This window comes from Streptomyces sp. NPDC048417 (assembly GCF_040651615.1).
GTDB lineage: Bacteria > Actinomycetota > Actinomycetes > Streptomycetales > Streptomycetaceae > Streptomyces.
Genome location: NZ_JBEZKI010000016.1, coordinates 12,339 through 25,343 on the forward strand (window position 1 = coordinate 12,339; position 13,005 = coordinate 25,343).

General features: G+C 70.1%; 14 protein-coding genes and 1 pseudogene. 5 read left to right on the forward strand and 10 right to left on the reverse strand.

From position 1 onward, the window contains the following. Positions 1 to 2 precede the first annotated feature (2 nt). The 4 genes from AB0D59_RS24800 to xseA all read right to left on the reverse strand — a co-directional run bounded on the left by AB0D59_RS24800 (position 3) and on the right by xseA (position 3,060). Positions 3 to 662 carry an IS607 family transposase gene (locus tag AB0D59_RS24800; RefSeq protein WP_362569194.1) on the reverse strand — a complete coding sequence of 220 codons (660 nt, stop codon included), beginning with the start codon at positions 660 to 662 and terminating at the stop codon, positions 3 to 5. A 139-nt stretch (positions 663 to 801) separates the two neighbouring features. Next, positions 802 to 1,392 carry a malonic semialdehyde reductase gene (locus tag AB0D59_RS24805; RefSeq protein WP_362569197.1) on the reverse strand — a complete coding sequence of 197 codons (591 nt, stop codon included), beginning with the start codon at positions 1,390 to 1,392 and terminating at the stop codon, positions 802 to 804. A gap of 168 nt (positions 1,393 to 1,560) precedes the next feature. Next, complete coding sequence (locus AB0D59_RS24810) at positions 1,561 to 1,797, reverse strand: exodeoxyribonuclease VII small subunit (RefSeq protein WP_362569200.1); 237 nt, start codon at positions 1,795 to 1,797, stop codon at positions 1,561 to 1,563. Positions 1,798 to 1,851: 54 nt separating this feature from the next. Beyond that, positions 1,852 to 3,060 carry an exodeoxyribonuclease VII large subunit gene (gene xseA, locus AB0D59_RS24815; RefSeq protein WP_362569203.1) on the reverse strand — a complete coding sequence of 403 codons (1,209 nt, stop codon included), beginning with the start codon at positions 3,058 to 3,060 and terminating at the stop codon, positions 1,852 to 1,854. Between the two features lie 297 nt (positions 3,061 to 3,357). Between xseA and AB0D59_RS24820 the strand changes: the two genes are divergently transcribed. After that, entirely contained in the window at positions 3,358 to 4,371 is a 1,014-nt protein-coding gene (locus tag AB0D59_RS24820) for a 4-hydroxy-3-methylbut-2-enyl diphosphate reductase (protein ID WP_362569206.1), read from the forward strand. A gap of 75 nt (positions 4,372 to 4,446) precedes the next feature. Continuing rightward, entirely contained in the window at positions 4,447 to 5,196 is a 750-nt protein-coding gene (ppgK, locus tag AB0D59_RS24825; protein WP_362569209.1) for a polyphosphate--glucose phosphotransferase, read from the forward strand. Between the two features lie 188 nt (positions 5,197 to 5,384). Here the strand turns inward: ppgK and AB0D59_RS24830 are convergent, their stop codons facing one another. Further along, positions 5,385 to 5,918, reverse strand: a complete 534-nt coding sequence (locus AB0D59_RS24830; RefSeq protein WP_362569212.1) for a DUF6542 domain-containing protein — start codon at positions 5,916 to 5,918, stop codon at positions 5,385 to 5,387. 196 nt (positions 5,919 to 6,114) lie between these two features. On the opposite strand from AB0D59_RS24830, the gene ychF reads away from it, so the two are divergent. Beyond that, complete coding sequence (gene ychF / locus AB0D59_RS24835; RefSeq protein WP_362569215.1) at positions 6,115 to 7,203, forward strand: redox-regulated ATPase YchF; 1,089 nt, start codon at positions 6,115 to 6,117, stop codon at positions 7,201 to 7,203. Between the two features lie 175 nt (positions 7,204 to 7,378). Here the strand turns inward: ychF and AB0D59_RS24840 are convergent, their stop codons facing one another. Both AB0D59_RS24840 and AB0D59_RS24845 read right to left on the reverse strand, forming a co-directional pair. After that, positions 7,379 to 7,771 carry a PIN domain-containing protein gene (locus AB0D59_RS24840; RefSeq protein WP_362569218.1) on the reverse strand — a complete coding sequence of 131 codons (393 nt, stop codon included), beginning with the start codon at positions 7,769 to 7,771 and terminating at the stop codon, positions 7,379 to 7,381. Continuing rightward, a complete protein-coding gene (locus AB0D59_RS24845; RefSeq protein WP_152370712.1) occupies positions 7,768 to 8,034 on the reverse strand; it encodes a hypothetical protein in 267 nt (88 codons plus the stop codon). Before AB0D59_RS24845 ends, AB0D59_RS24840 begins: the two co-directional genes overlap by 4 nt. 290 nt (positions 8,035 to 8,324) lie before the next feature. On the opposite strand from AB0D59_RS24845, the pseudogene AB0D59_RS24850 reads away from it, so the two are divergent. Beyond that, positions 8,325 to 8,576: pseudogene (locus tag AB0D59_RS24850) on the forward strand (ATP-binding protein); the annotation flags it as partial. Between the two features lie 121 nt (positions 8,577 to 8,697). Here AB0D59_RS24850 and AB0D59_RS24855 read toward each other — a convergent pair. The 3 genes from AB0D59_RS24855 to AB0D59_RS24865 form a co-directional block, all read right to left on the reverse strand. Next, positions 8,698 to 10,227, reverse strand: coding sequence for a CoA transferase (locus AB0D59_RS24855; protein ID WP_362569222.1), 1,530 nt, complete (start codon positions 10,225 to 10,227; stop codon positions 8,698 to 8,700). Positions 10,228 to 10,283: 56 nt separating this feature from the next. Then, on the reverse strand, positions 10,284 to 11,237 hold the full coding sequence (locus AB0D59_RS24860) for a 3-hydroxyacyl-CoA dehydrogenase NAD-binding domain-containing protein (protein WP_362569225.1): 954 nt from the start codon (positions 11,235 to 11,237) through the stop codon (positions 10,284 to 10,286). A 70-nt stretch (positions 11,238 to 11,307) separates the two neighbouring features. Beyond that, positions 11,308 to 12,042, reverse strand: a complete 735-nt coding sequence (locus AB0D59_RS24865; protein ID WP_362569228.1) for an acetoacetate decarboxylase — start codon at positions 12,040 to 12,042, stop codon at positions 11,308 to 11,310. Positions 12,043 to 12,282: 240 nt separating this feature from the next. On the opposite strand from AB0D59_RS24865, the gene AB0D59_RS24870 reads away from it, so the two are divergent. Continuing rightward, the gene (locus tag AB0D59_RS24870) at positions 12,283 to 12,735 is read left to right on the forward strand and encodes a MarR family winged helix-turn-helix transcriptional regulator (protein ID WP_362569231.1); all 453 of its coding nucleotides are present in this window, start codon (positions 12,283 to 12,285) and stop codon (positions 12,733 to 12,735) included. The last annotated feature ends 270 nt before the right edge of the window (positions 12,736 to 13,005 follow it).

Consider the following 13,005-nt stretch of genomic DNA (forward strand, 5'->3'; position numbering starts at 1 on the left):
GCCTACAAATCGGCTTCCCCGACAGTGGACTTGACCGCCTTGGTGAGTGCCCGTGCCCGCACCGAGCGGGCCCCGTACAACCGGCCGGAGAACGAGGTGACCACCGCCAGCATGTCCCGCACCAGATCACCATCCCCGGCGCCGTCCAACTCCTCATCCCCGCCCGCGATCTCCAGGGAACACCCCCACGATGGAAGCACCACCTCCGCCAGCAGCGACGTCCCGAAACGCGCCAGTCGCTCCTCATGCGACACCAGCAACACCGTCACCGCATCGCCCTGACACGCCCGCAGCGCTCGGCGCAGACCCTTGCGCTTGTCCGACAGCCCCGAGGCCACATCCGTAAACTCCCCGACCACGGTCCGCCCTCCGGCTGCCTCCCGCAGCGTGGTCATCTGCCGGTCCAAGTCCCCTTCGGCCCGCTGCCGGTGCGAGGACACGCGCCCGTAGAGCACCACACCCCCCGCCGGCACCAGCACCGGCTGCCCCCGCTTCCGGGACAACGCATCCAGATCGCCTACACGGAAGACCCGACGCCCACCAGGCGAACGGCGGTCCTCCAACACCCCCTCAAGGGTGTAACGGCGCAGGGTCCGAGTCGAAACCCCCAACCGCCTGGCCGCCCTACCCGCAGAGATCCAATCGTCAGGCTTCTCACTCATATGGGGGACCCTATGGCCGACTGTGACCTACAACCGAAGCAACAGCCGTCAACCCGTACGGCACCGACCGTCCCGACCCGCCCGTTCTGACACGTGAGAGGCCCCCGTTGCCGGGGGCCTCTCACGTGTGCGGGGTGGCTCAGACGGTCGTGACGACGTCGTCGTACGCCAGGCGCGGGGAGCGCGGGAACCAGGCGTCCTGGCCCGGCTTGCCGATGTTGACGACCATCACCGGGGTGTGGTCGTCGTCCAGGAACTCCTTCTGGACGCCCGCGGCGTCGTAACCGCCCATCGGGCCGGCGGCGAGGCCGGCGGCGCGGACGCCGATGATGAAGTACGCGGCCTGGAGGGCGGCGTTCAGGGCGGCGCTGCCCTCGCGCACCGCGCGGTCGCCGAAGACGGCGTCCTTGGCCTGCGGGAAGTGCGGGAAGAGCTGCGGCAGCTCCTCGTGGAACTCGTTGTCCGCGGCGAGGATCGCGACCAGCGGGGCGGCGGCGGTCTTCTTCTGGTTGCCCTCGGCCATGTGCTGCACCAGGCGCTCGCGGGCCTCGGGGGAGCGGACCAGGACCACCCGGAGGGGCGACTGGTTCATGGAGGTCGGGCCGTACTTGACCAGGTCGTAGATGGCCTGGACCTGCTCGTCGGACACCGGCTCGTCGGTGAAGGTGTTGGCGGTGCGGGCCTCGCGGAACAGCAGGTCCTGGGCGGTGGGGTCAAGAACAAGAGACATGGTTTCGAACTTCCTGGAGATCGCGATCCGTCGAATCCGGACCGCGGTCCGGATAGGCTGACGGCACGACCATACGCCGAGAAGGTTCAACCTTCAACAAGGCCGGGGCCGAGTGATCCGCCTCACAGACGCCGCCCCGCTCACGCCGCCCCGCTCACACCGCCCCGCTCACTCCCCCTCCGCGTCCCCCTGGGCGCCCTCTTCCTCCTCGGCCAGCGCCGCGTCCAGCCGGGCCCGCGCCCCCTCCAGCCATCGCCGGCACACCCGGGCCAGCTCCTCGCCGCGCTCCCAGAGCGCGAGGGACTCCTCAAGGCTCGTCCCGCCTGCCTCCAGCCGCCGTACGACCTCGATCAACTCGTCGCGCGCCTGCTCGTAGGAGAGCGTCTCTTCCGTCTTGCCGCTCATGCGTTCACCTTCCCCATCGACTTCCCCAGCGACTCGTACGACCCGTGCGGCACCTCAGCCGTCCACCCGCACCGTGAACTCCCCCTCGGCGACCCGCGCCCGCAGCGCCTCGCCCCGCTCGACCTCCGCGCTGCCCCGCACCACATGGCCGTCGTCCTTCTGCAGCACGGCGTAACCGCGCTTCAGCGTGGCGGCGGGGGAGAGCGCCACCACGCGCGCGTGCGTGTGCGTCAGCTCGGAGTCGGCACGGTCGAGCAGATGCCCGAGGGTCCGCCGCGACCGGTCCACCAGCGAGCCGACATGATCGGCCCGCTCGTCGACCATCCGGTGCGGATCCTCCATGACGGGCCGCGCCAGGGCATGCGCCAGCCCCCGCTCCTCCCGCCCCACCAGCCCGTCGACACACCGCCGGGCCCGGTCCCGCAGCATCCGCACCCGCTCCAGCTCCTCGCCGACGTCCGGTACGACCTTCTTGGCGGCGTCGGTGGGGGTGGAGGCGCGCAGGTCGGCGACGAAGTCGAGCAGCGGGTTGTCGGGCTCGTGCCCGATCGCGGACACGACGGGCGTACGGCACCCGGCGACGGCCCGCACCAACTGCTCGTCGGAGAACGGCAGCAGATCCTCCACGCTGCCACCACCGCGAGCCACGATGATCACGTCGACGTCCTGGAGCGCGTCGAGCTCCTTCACGGCCTGCACGACCTGCGGCACGGCGTGCACGCCCTGCACCGGCACGTTCCGCACCTCGAACCGCACCGCCGGCCACCGGTGCCGGGCGTTCTCCAGGACATCCCGCTCGGCGGCCGAGGCCCGCCCGCACACCAGCCCGATCAGCTGCGGCAGGAACGGCAGCGGCTTCTTCCGTTCGGCGGCGAACAGCCCCTCGGCGGCCAGCGCCTTCTTGAGCGCCTCCAGCCGCGCCAGCAGCTCCCCGACCCCGACCGGCCTTATCTCGGCCGCCCGCAACGACAGCTGCCCACGCGGCGCGTACCACTCCGGCTTCGCGTGGACCACGACCCGGGCGCCCTCACCGACGACATCGGCGACGGCGTCGAACACCTGCCGGTAGCAGGTGACGCCGATCGAGATGTCGTACGACGGATCCCGCAGCGTCAGAAACACCACCCCCGCTCCCGGCCGCCGGGAGAGCTGGGTGATCTGCCCCTCGACCCACACGGCACCGAGCCGGTCGATCCACCCACCGATCAACCGGGAGACCTCGCCGACAGGCACAGGCGCTTCGACAGACGTGTTCAAAGCCATGCGCCGAGAGTAACGGCGCCCACCGACAAGTCTTCGTCACGCGGCCCGCCGCTGCGCGACCCCCACCATCACCCCACGATCATTCCCACCGCCAACCACACCGCCAACCACACCGCCCCCACCACCTGCGCCGCAACCGGTGCCGTTCGTCCGCCTCAGGCGGGGGCGCCGTCGTCGTGCCGGTCTCGGACGTCGGTGCCTCCCGCGGGTGTGTGTCGCACCCGGCTTGGGTTCCCGTCGGTCTCCCCGGGATCGTCACCGGGACGCGATCTTCGGCCCCCCGAACGCGGCCTTACGATGGGTGCCATGACTGCTTCGCCTGGCCGCCGTGTCCTGCTCGCCGCCCCCCGTGGCTACTGCGCGGGTGTGGACCGCGCCGTGATCGCCGTCGAGAAGGCCCTGGAACAGTACGGGGCCCCGATCTATGTCCGGCACGAGATCGTCCACAACAAGTACGTCGTGCAGACCCTGGAGAAGAAGGGCGCGATCTTCGTCGAGCGGACCGAGGAGGTCCCGCCGGGGAACATCGTGATGTTCTCCGCGCACGGCGTCGCCCCCGTCGTCCACGAGGAGGCCGAGCGCGGCCGCCTGGCCTCCATCGACGCGACCTGCCCGCTCGTCACCAAGGTGCACAAGGAAGCCGTCCGCTTCGCAGGCGACGACTACGACATCCTCCTGATCGGCCACGAGGGCCACGAGGAGGTCATCGGCACCTCCGGCGAGGCCCCCGACCACATCCAGCTCGTCGACGGCCCGGCGGACGTGGCGAAGGTCGAGGTCCGCGACGAGTCCAAGGTCGTCTGGCTCTCCCAGACCACGCTCTCCGTCGACGAGACCATGGAGACGGTCGACGCGCTGAAGGAGAAGTTCCCGCAGCTGATCTCCCCGCCGAGCGACGACATCTGCTACGCCACCCAGAACCGTCAGCTCGCCGTGAAGCAGATGGGCGCCGAGGCCGAACTGGTCATCGTGGTCGGCTCCCGCAACTCCTCCAACTCCAAGCGGCTCGTGGAGGTCGCCAAGCTGGCCGGCTCCCGCGCGGCCTACCTGGTCGACTTCGCCGCCGAGATCGACGAGGCCTGGCTGGACGGGGTGACCACGGTCGGCGTCACCTCCGGCGCCTCCGTCCCGGAGGTGCTGGTCGAGGAGGTCCTGGCGTGGCTCGCCGAACGCGGCTACGGCGATGTGGAGATCGTCAAGGCGGCCGAGGAGTCCATCACCTTCTCGCTGCCCAAGGAACTCCGCCGTGACCTGCGCGAAGAGGCGGCCGCCCTGGTCGCCGAGCGCGGCGGCAGCGGCACCGGGGCCTGAACGGCGCTCGTACGACGGTGTGACCGGCGGCCGTCCGGCGTCGTGACTGTCAGTCGTACGACGTAACGTGGAGCCATGCAGATCTTCGGTGTGGACATCGGTGGTTCAGGGATCAAGGGCGCTCCTGTGGACCTGGACAAGGGCGACCTGGCCCAGGAGCGCTGCAAGGTGCTCACCCCGCATCCGGCGACGCCCGACAGCGTCGCCGACGGGGTCAAGCAGGTCATCGACCACTTCGGGTGGACCGGCCCGGTCGGGCTCACCTTCCCCGGAGTGATCAGCGACGGCACACATATCCGTACCGCGGCGAACGTCGACAAGAGCTGGATCGACACCGACGCGCGCACGCTGTTCAGCGAGCGGCTCGGCGGCCTGCCGGTGACCGTGGTCAACGACGCGGACGCGGCGGGCGTGGCCGAGATGCAGTTCGGCGCCGGCCGGGACCGCAAGGGCGTGGTCATCCTGCTCACCTTCGGCACCGGCATCGGCAGCGCCCTGTTCATCGACGGCGAGCTGGTCCCCAACACCGAGCTGGGCCACCTGGAGCTGGACGGCCACGACGCCGAGAAGAAGGCCTCCAGCAAGGCCAAGGAGGACAACGACCTCAGCTGGGAGCACTGGGCGCACCGGGTCACCAAGTACCTCGCCCATGTCGAGATGCTGTTCACTCCGGAGCTGTTCGTCATCGGCGGCGGGGTGAGCCGCAAGGCCGACAAGTTCCTGCCCCTCATCAAGGGCATCAAGGCCGAGATCGTGCCGGCACAGCTGCAGAACAACGCGGGGATCGTGGGCGCGGCGATGCGTGCGGCGCACCACGCCAAGTAGCCGCGGGCAGCCGGAGACAGGCGGGGACAGCCGGACACAGCCGGGTACAGCCGGACACAACCGGGGACAGCCGGAGACAGGCGGGGACAGCCGGACACAACCGGGGACAGCCGGAGACAGGCGGGGACAGCCGGACACAACCGGGGACAGCCGGAGACAGGCGGGGACAGCCGGACACAGCCGGGGGGTCAGCCTCCGAGCCGGCTCCGGATCAGCCGGATCCGGCGGACGATGACGATCACCCCGGCGACCAGCGTGCCGCCGTAGAGCCAGCCGGCCTGCGTGGACAGGGCCGTCACCAGGCCCATCACACCGCCCAGGAACCCGCCGCCGCCGTCGTCGGCGACGGTCAGCAGGCCGGCGGCGAAGGCGATCGGGACGATGACGGGGGCGGTCAGCAGATCGCTCCCGCGCACCCACAGCGCGGTCAGCGCGCACACCGGCAGGGACAGTACGCCGTACACCGTCAGGGACGCCCCGAACAGCTGGGCGTCCAGGAAGCCCAGCAGGAACATCGCGGCCCCGCAGAACAGGCCGCCGCCGAGTCCGGTGAGCCGTGGGCCCGGCGGTCGCCCGGGGCCGGCCGCCGCCGTACCGGACCTTCCCGGGGCCGGCCGGCGCTCGGCCGTCGCCGGCCGCCGTCCGGCCTGCGGCGGCAGGGGTGGGCGGGGGGCGCCACGGCGCTGTCCGTGCTGTCGGGGACGGGTCCTGTGATGCTCCACCGGACCAACTTAGGTCGGTTAATGTGCCAAGTCGCAGCCCAGACACGCCGAAACCAAGCCGAAGAGCGGAGCTTGTCCAGGTGTTCGACGCGGCCACCGGCCAGGGGCTCCGAACCCCGTAAACTGGTGGATCGGCCGGCCCGCCGGCACTGGCAGCCTCCGGCTCACTCACCCACTCACTACGGGAAGTCGCAACGTGTCGCTCACGATCGGAATCGTCGGCCTGCCCAATGTCGGCAAGTCGACCCTGTTCAACGCCCTGACCAAGAACGACGTGCTGGCGGCCAACTACCCGTTCGCCACGATCGAGCCCAACGTGGGTGTGGTCGGCGTCCCCGACGCCCGGCTGGCCAAGCTGTCCGAGATCTTCTCCTCGCAGCGGATCCTCCCGGCGACCGTCGACTTCGTCGACATCGCGGGCATCGTGAAGGGCGCCTCCGAGGGCGAGGGCCTGGGCAACAAGTTCCTCGCGAACATCCGTGAGTCCGACGCGATCTGCCAGGTCATCCGTGCCTTCAAGGACGAGAACGTCGTGCATGTCGACGGCAAGGTCTCGCCGAAGGACGACATCGAGACGATCAACACCGAGCTGATCCTCGCCGACCTCCAGACGATCGAGAAGGTCCTGCCGCGCCTCCAGAAGGAGTCGCGGATCAAGAAGGACGTGGCGCCCAAGGTCAAGGCCGTCGAGGAGGCCAAGGAGATCCTGGAGAAGGGCGACACGCTGTTCTCCCAGGGCATCGTCCAGGGCTCGGACCGCGCCGAGCTCCTCCACGACCTGCACCTCCTCACCGCCAAGCCCTTCCTCTACGTCTTCAACGTCGACGAGGACGAGCTGACCGACGACACCTTCAAGGCCGAGCAGCGCGCCCTGGTCGCCCCGGCCGAGGCGATCTTCCTCAACGCCAAGCTGGAGCAGGACCTCGCCGAGCTCGACGAGGAGGACGCCCTGGAGCTGCTGGAGTCGGTCGGCGCCGAGGAGCCCGGCCTCGCCACCCTGGCCCGCGTCGGCTTCAACACCCTCGGCCTGCAGACCTACCTCACGGCCGGCCCCAAGGAGTCCCGCGCCTGGACGATCAAGAAGGGCGCGACGGCCCCCGAGGCGGCCGGCGTGATCCACACCGACTTCCAGAAGGGCTTCATCAAGGCCGAGGTCATCTCCTTCACCGACCTGGTCGAAACCGGCTCGGTGGCCGAGGCCCGCGCGAAGGGCAAGGCCCGCATGGAGGGCAAGGACTACGTCATGCGGGACGGGGACGTCGTCGAGTTCCGGTTCAATGTTTAATTGAAATTAAAATTCTTTCTGGGATATCGGAAAGTGCAGGTCAGAAGGGGTCCACCTGAGGGTGGGCCCCTTCCTGGCGCTGCCCGTCCACCCTTACGCGATCAGGTAGCCGCGTCTATCTCCACACCTGCGACAGCTGGGCCCGCAGGGGCTGGCCGCCGGAGATCATCGATGGTCAGACGGTGCGGATGACAGGGGCAGGTTTGATGTCCTGGGCGTCGATGAGGGCGCGGATGTCGTCAGGGTCCGAGGTCCAGATGATGGCGCCGAGGCTGGCTGCCATGGTCACGACGGTGGCGTCGACGATGTCGGAGGTGCCGGCCTTGCCGCAGAGGATGCCTGCGGTTTTGGCGGTTTCGAGGCCGACGGGTACGACGTGGCACCCGGCGAGGAACTTGCCGAGTCTGACCTGGCGGCGGGAGTCCCGCCATGCCTGGCTGACGGCGACGGACGGGATGTGGATGTCGCGTCCGTCGTCCAGCGCCAGGCTGTGGCGGGCCCACATGCGTCGGTCGTCGTTGTCGATGGCGATGAGTACCCCGGCGTCGTACAGGTAGGGGATGTTCACGCGGCCGAGGCTCCCGGGCTGCTGAGGTACTCGGCGTCGGCGGCGGCCAGGTCCGCGCGGGCGGCGGCGAGCTCTTCTGGGGTGAAGGCGCCGTGTTCTGCCTGCCACTCCTGGATGACGGCGCGGCCGGCCCGCAGGCGCAGCTCGCGTTCGGCTGCTCCGGCGACGAGGCGGGAGAGTGGGATGCCTTCTTCCTCGGCGGCTCCGGCCAGGGCTTCGACCAGGGATTCGTCGAGAGTGATAGTCACCTTCTTGGTAGCCATACATCAACCATAGCGTGGTATGGCCCTTCGATGCTGATGTGCGGATCACGTGCCGACGAGCGCGGAGTGCGTGAGCGCATCCAGTGAGGAGGACCTTGCCGACTCGATGTGTAGCGAGGGGTTCGACTCTTTGAGGTCGGGCCCCTGGTTCTTTTCCGTGCTCCGGGGCGAGAGCGCCGACCGCCTCCTCGATCCATCTGGACAACGAAAGCGTTGATCGCGATCGCGAGCGGTGGCTGGGCGCATGCCATTACTAACGTCTGTGTTAGTAACGTCGTTGTTAGTGTCCCAACGACGTCGAGATCGACATCGTCGGGGCGGACCGTGCCCCCATTGCCAAGGAGCTGCTCTTCGCAGGCTCCGTCAAGTGGCTGGAACGGTCGCCCTTCGACCGGCACGACCTGGCAGCTCTCCATCGACACCGGGCCGCCCTCACCGACGAACCTGTTCCGGTGGTGGCGGTCTCGCGCGGCGGGGTCGACTGTCCGGGGCTCGATGCCGCGTACGGCCCCGGCGATCTGCTGACCGCGTGGCCGGCGTGACGGGTGCGGACCCGGCCTGCGCCGCTGACCGCTCTCACCACCGGCGGGGTGCCGGTGTTCCACGTTGACAGGGGTGACCCCTCCGCGGTGGTCGCTGCTCGTGGGCGAGGGTGCTGCGTGTTCAGCTGTGCTGGGGGAGCCACAGGGGGGCGCTGCTGCCGCGGGGGAGGAGGATGTCGCGGAAGTGGCCGGGGGTGCGGGTCATGACGATCTGGTCGGTGACGCCCTGGTAGTGGCCGCAGGGGGTGTCGGCACTGAAGGTCTCGGGGTCGAGGTAGGCGTGCGGGGATCCGGGGGCGGGGTCGAGGGCGGTCGCGTGGGCGTAGGCGCGGTCGAAGACGCCGAGGCTGAGGATCCAGGTGGCGATGCGGGTGAGGTTGAGGGTGACGCGGTAGCTGCCGCCGTCGGTGGCACGGCGCATCAGCGCGGCGAGCACGCCGGTGGTGGCCAGCCAGGAGAGAACGTAGTCGTTGACGACGCTGATGTACGGCAGGGCCGGTGTGCTGGTCGGACGGGCCGCGATGCCGTCCTCGCCCTCCATGAGCATGATGCCGCTGAGCGCGCCGGCGGTCTGGTCGAAGCCGACGCGGTGGGCCCAGGGGCCGGTCTCACCGGCGAGGGTGATGCCGACGTGGATGATGCCGGGCCGGACGGCCGCGGCCTCCTCGGCGCCGAGGCCGATCTTCTCCAGGTAGCCGGGGCGGCGGTTGGCGTAGAAGACGTCGGCTCCGCTCAGGAGTTCGCGGATCCTGGCCTGTCCCTCGGCGCCGTAGGGGTCGATGGTGGTCGAACGGACGCCGACGTTGGCGGTGTTGTAGGTGGAGTCGTGCTCCAACTCGTTCGGCCGCCAGATGTTCAGCACGTCGGCACCGTGCTGGGCCAGGTCCCGGCCGACTCCGGCGCCGGCGATGATGTGGCCCATGCCCAGAGCGCGCACGCCGGAGAGCGGCTGGGCGGCCGCGGCGGACAGGGGTTCGGGCTCGCTGTCGGCGATCTTCTCGATCTTGATCAGCGGCTGCTGCGCGATGTACTCGTAGGCGGGCTCGCGGAGAAACTCCTCGGTGGTGCGCAGCATGGGCATCACCACGCCGATCTCGTCGCCCGCCTGCTCCAGGTCGGCGGCGTTCCACTTGGAGACGGCGTCCGCGACGGCCTGCTTCTCCGGCCAGGTGCGGAGCAGCTTGTAGACGGCGTTCTTGATCTTCGGGTAGGGGTTGAGCGGCATGACCCAGCGGTCGTCGCGCGTCTGGTAGAAGTCGAAACCGAGCGGGTTGGCCGGGTCCGAGGGCGTGCCGCCGGGGTAGCCGTTGAGCAGCTCCCACTTCTTGTCGTAGAAGGGGCACAACCGGTGCGGGGCCTTGCGCAGGTCCATGGTGATGTCCTGGCCCTCGCCGGTGCGCCGGCGCCACAGGGCCGCCAGGGCGACGGACTTGGCGGTCATGCCCAGGGCGGGGACGGCGCCCAGGCGCATGATGCTGGGCACGATGGGGTCGGCACCGATGAAGGTGATCTCTCCGCCGCTGTCCTCGGGGTGGAGGCCGACCGAGGCGAGGACCTCGCGCAGGGCCTGGTGGATGTCGAAGCCGTCGTCCGTGGTGGACGGGTTGGCGAGGGTCTGCTGGATGCGGTCGGTGAGTTCTTCGGCGCTCATGGGTTCTGCGGTCTCCGTGGTGTGGGGGGATGCCCGGCGGTGAGGGCGGGTGCGGCTCAGGCGTCGAAGGTCTCGCCCAGGGCCCGCAGCAGGACGATCTGCCGGCGGTCGCGCTCGGCGGCGAGTTCGTCGACGGTGCCGCCGAAGTCCTTGACCTGCTCGGTCAGCAGCTGCCTGGTGGGCTCGTCGAAGGCCACCTTCTCCTGGACCATGTCGGCCCAGCGCCGCTCCATGCCGATGCCCAGATGGTCCATGAAGTGGGTCAGTCCGCCCTCCCCGCCGGCCAGGTGGAAGGAGCGGAAGGGCCCGGCGACGGCCCAGCGCTGGCCGATGGACGAGGTGACGATGTCGTCGAGTTCCTGCATGGTGACGACGCCCTCGCTCACCAGATGCACGCACTCGCGGAAGATCGCCGACTGCAGCCGGTTGGCGACGAAGCCGGGCACCTCCTTGCGCAGGACCTGCGGCTGCTTGCCGAGGCCGCGGTAGAAGGCGCGGGCGCGTTCGACCGTCTCCGCCGAGGTCCGCTCGCCGGGAACGACCTCCACCAGCGGCACCAGATGCGGCGGGTTGAAGGGGTGCCCGACGACGAGCCGGGCCGGGTCCCTGAGCGCGGTGGCGATCTCGGTGGCGGGGATGCCCGAGGTGGAGGTGGCGAACAGGGCGCCGGCCGGTGCGTTGCTCTCGATGGTGTGCCACATCTCGTGCTTGACCTCCAGCCGCTCCGGGCCGTTCTCCTGCACCAGGTCCGCCTCGCGGACGGCGGTGGCCAGGTCCGGCTCGAAGGACAGCCGCGCGGTGAGCGCCGAGGTGTCCAGCCCGAGCGCCTTCAACGCGGGTGTGGCCTGCGCGACGTACGTGCGCACGGCCTCGTCGACGCCGGGCTGCGGGTCGCTGACGGTGACGGACAGGCCGCGGGCCAGGAACAGCGCCGCCCAGGAGGCACCGATGACGCCTCCCCCGACCACGGTGACCTTGTGGATTCCGGCGATGCTGTCGTTCTCGGACATGCGGAACACCTGCTCTTCTTCGACTCGGCGTGGGGGATGCGGGGGGATGTGGGGGGAGAGGGGGAGACCGTCAGGCCAGGTAGTCGTGGACGACCCGGGCGCGGCCCAGGGTCAGGTCGGTGAGGATGTGCGAGGCGGAGACGACCTCCAGGACCGGCAGGTCGGCGAGCGGGGCCAGCGCGTGGGCCAGCAGCTGCAGCCGGGCGGGCCCGCTCCAGGCGCCCTTGACCGTGAGGTCGCCGATCTGGGTCCGGACGAGTTCGCAGATGCGCGGCGAACCGTCGTAGTGCGGAAGCTTCTTGAGCATGAACGTCGGCAGCGTCAGCTCCTCGCGGGCCTTCTCGGTGGCCAGCGACCGGTGCTTGTAGCCCATCGTCGCGCGGGCTACGGGCAGCGAGCCGTAGTCCAGGGTGCCGACGAGAGTGTCCTGGTCGACGAAGAGCCGGGGCCGGCCGAGCTTCTTCGGGAAGGCGCCGATCTCCCGGCCGCTCGCGATCGCGGGGAAGTTGTCCACGTACATCGACAGGCTGTACTCGCCTGTCTCGCCCTCGTACTCGACGACGGCGAGCTGGCCCGACTCCGTGTAGTCGCCCAGCCCGGTGACGTTCGGCATCCGCATGACCTCGAAGCGCACCAGCGGCTCCGTCACCCGCAGCGGCTCCGGCACGACCCGCTTCAGGGCCCCGGGATCCGTCCGGTAGGTGATGTTCAGATACTCGCGGTCGGTGAACCGGTACGGACCCGCCGGGAAGGCCGGGGCGTCCAGCGGTGTGCTCGGTGCGTGGACGACGTCCTCGACTCGCATGGCTCTCGCTGCCTCTCACGTCCCCGTGTCTGACATAACGACACTAAAGGGACGAAACGGTGTCCACCTGTCCTCGGTCGCGTGTCCCGGGATGCCCCGGAGTGCTCGGCTGGACCTGCATGGTGGCTGTCATGTCGATCTAAGTTGCATAATGCAACACAGCCACTGTAGATCCGCCCACCGTCTGTTGCAAAATGAAACTCCGAGGCGGGAGCCCGGGCCGAGGGAAGGGACGCGCACGTGGCCGACGACGACACAGAGCTCCGGGGACTGGTCCGTGAGCTGGTGACCCTCTCCCGGCGCTTCCGGGGCAACGCCGAACGGCTCCACCCGGAACTGAGCTTCGTCGACTACTCCCTGCTGTCCGAGATGGACGCGCGCGACGGGGCCCGCGCGGCGGACCTGGTCGGCCTCTACGGCCTCAACAAGTCCACGATCAGCCGCCAGGTCGCCGCGCTGCAACGCGCCGGCCTGGTGGTACGCGAGGCCGACCCGCACGACCACCGAGCCCAGCTGCTGCGCCCCAGCGACCACGGCCGGGAACTCCTCGCCCGCGCCGACGCCCTGATGTACCGGGAGGTCGACACCCGCACCGGGGGCTGGGCCCCGGAAGAGGTCCAGGCCCTGCGCGGCCTCCTCGCCCGCTACAACACCGCCGCGTCCGCCGTCGCCGGAGACGCCGCCGACCGCTGAAGGACAGTCGGTCCGGGGAGGATCGGGCGCCGATCGTCGTGGCCGGAGCCGCCGGAGCCGCCGGAGCCGCCGGAGCCGCCGGAGCCGCCGGGGCCACCAGGGCAGCTGGGGCGGCTGGGGCGGCGGCCGGGGCAGCTGCCGAACGTGCCGCCGACGTGGCGCATCCGAGCGGTACCGGTCGGTCGGAGGGCGGCGAGCAGGGTGATGTGGACGGCGGTGCCGAGGCCCGCCCCCTGGGGCCCTCGCTGCGGCCGCGCCCGCCTGGCGGGC

What these genes read in the sequence shown, in the direction of transcription:
- AB0D59_RS24805 (WP_362569197.1), bottom strand. Translation starts at nt 1,392, where the DNA reads ATGTCTCTTGTTCTTGACCCCACCGCCCAGGACCTGCTGTTCCGCGAG.
- AB0D59_RS24865 (WP_362569228.1), bottom strand. Translation starts at nt 12,042, where the DNA reads ATGCGAGTCGAGGACGTCGTCCACGCACCGAGCACACCGCTGGACGCC.
- AB0D59_RS24800 (WP_362569194.1), bottom strand. Translation starts at nt 662, where the DNA reads ATGAGTGAGAAGCCTGACGATTGGATCTCTGCGGGTAGGGCGGCCAGG.
- AB0D59_RS24845 (WP_152370712.1), bottom strand. Translation starts at nt 8,034, where the DNA reads ATGGCTACCAAGAAGGTGACTATCACTCTCGACGAATCCCTGGTCGAA.
- AB0D59_RS24810 (WP_362569200.1), bottom strand. Translation starts at nt 1,797, where the DNA reads ATGAGCGGCAAGACGGAAGAGACGCTCTCCTACGAGCAGGCGCGCGAC.
- AB0D59_RS24860 (WP_362569225.1), bottom strand. Translation starts at nt 11,237, where the DNA reads ATGTCCGAGAACGACAGCATCGCCGGAATCCACAAGGTCACCGTGGTC.
- ppgK (WP_362569209.1), top strand. Translation starts at nt 4,447, where the DNA reads ATGCAGATCTTCGGTGTGGACATCGGTGGTTCAGGGATCAAGGGCGCT.
- AB0D59_RS24855 (WP_362569222.1), bottom strand. Translation starts at nt 10,227, where the DNA reads ATGAGCGCCGAAGAACTCACCGACCGCATCCAGCAGACCCTCGCCAAC.
- AB0D59_RS24820 (WP_362569206.1), top strand. Translation starts at nt 3,358, where the DNA reads ATGGGTGCCATGACTGCTTCGCCTGGCCGCCGTGTCCTGCTCGCCGCC.
- xseA (WP_362569203.1), bottom strand. Translation starts at nt 3,060, where the DNA reads ATGGCTTTGAACACGTCTGTCGAAGCGCCTGTGCCTGTCGGCGAGGTC.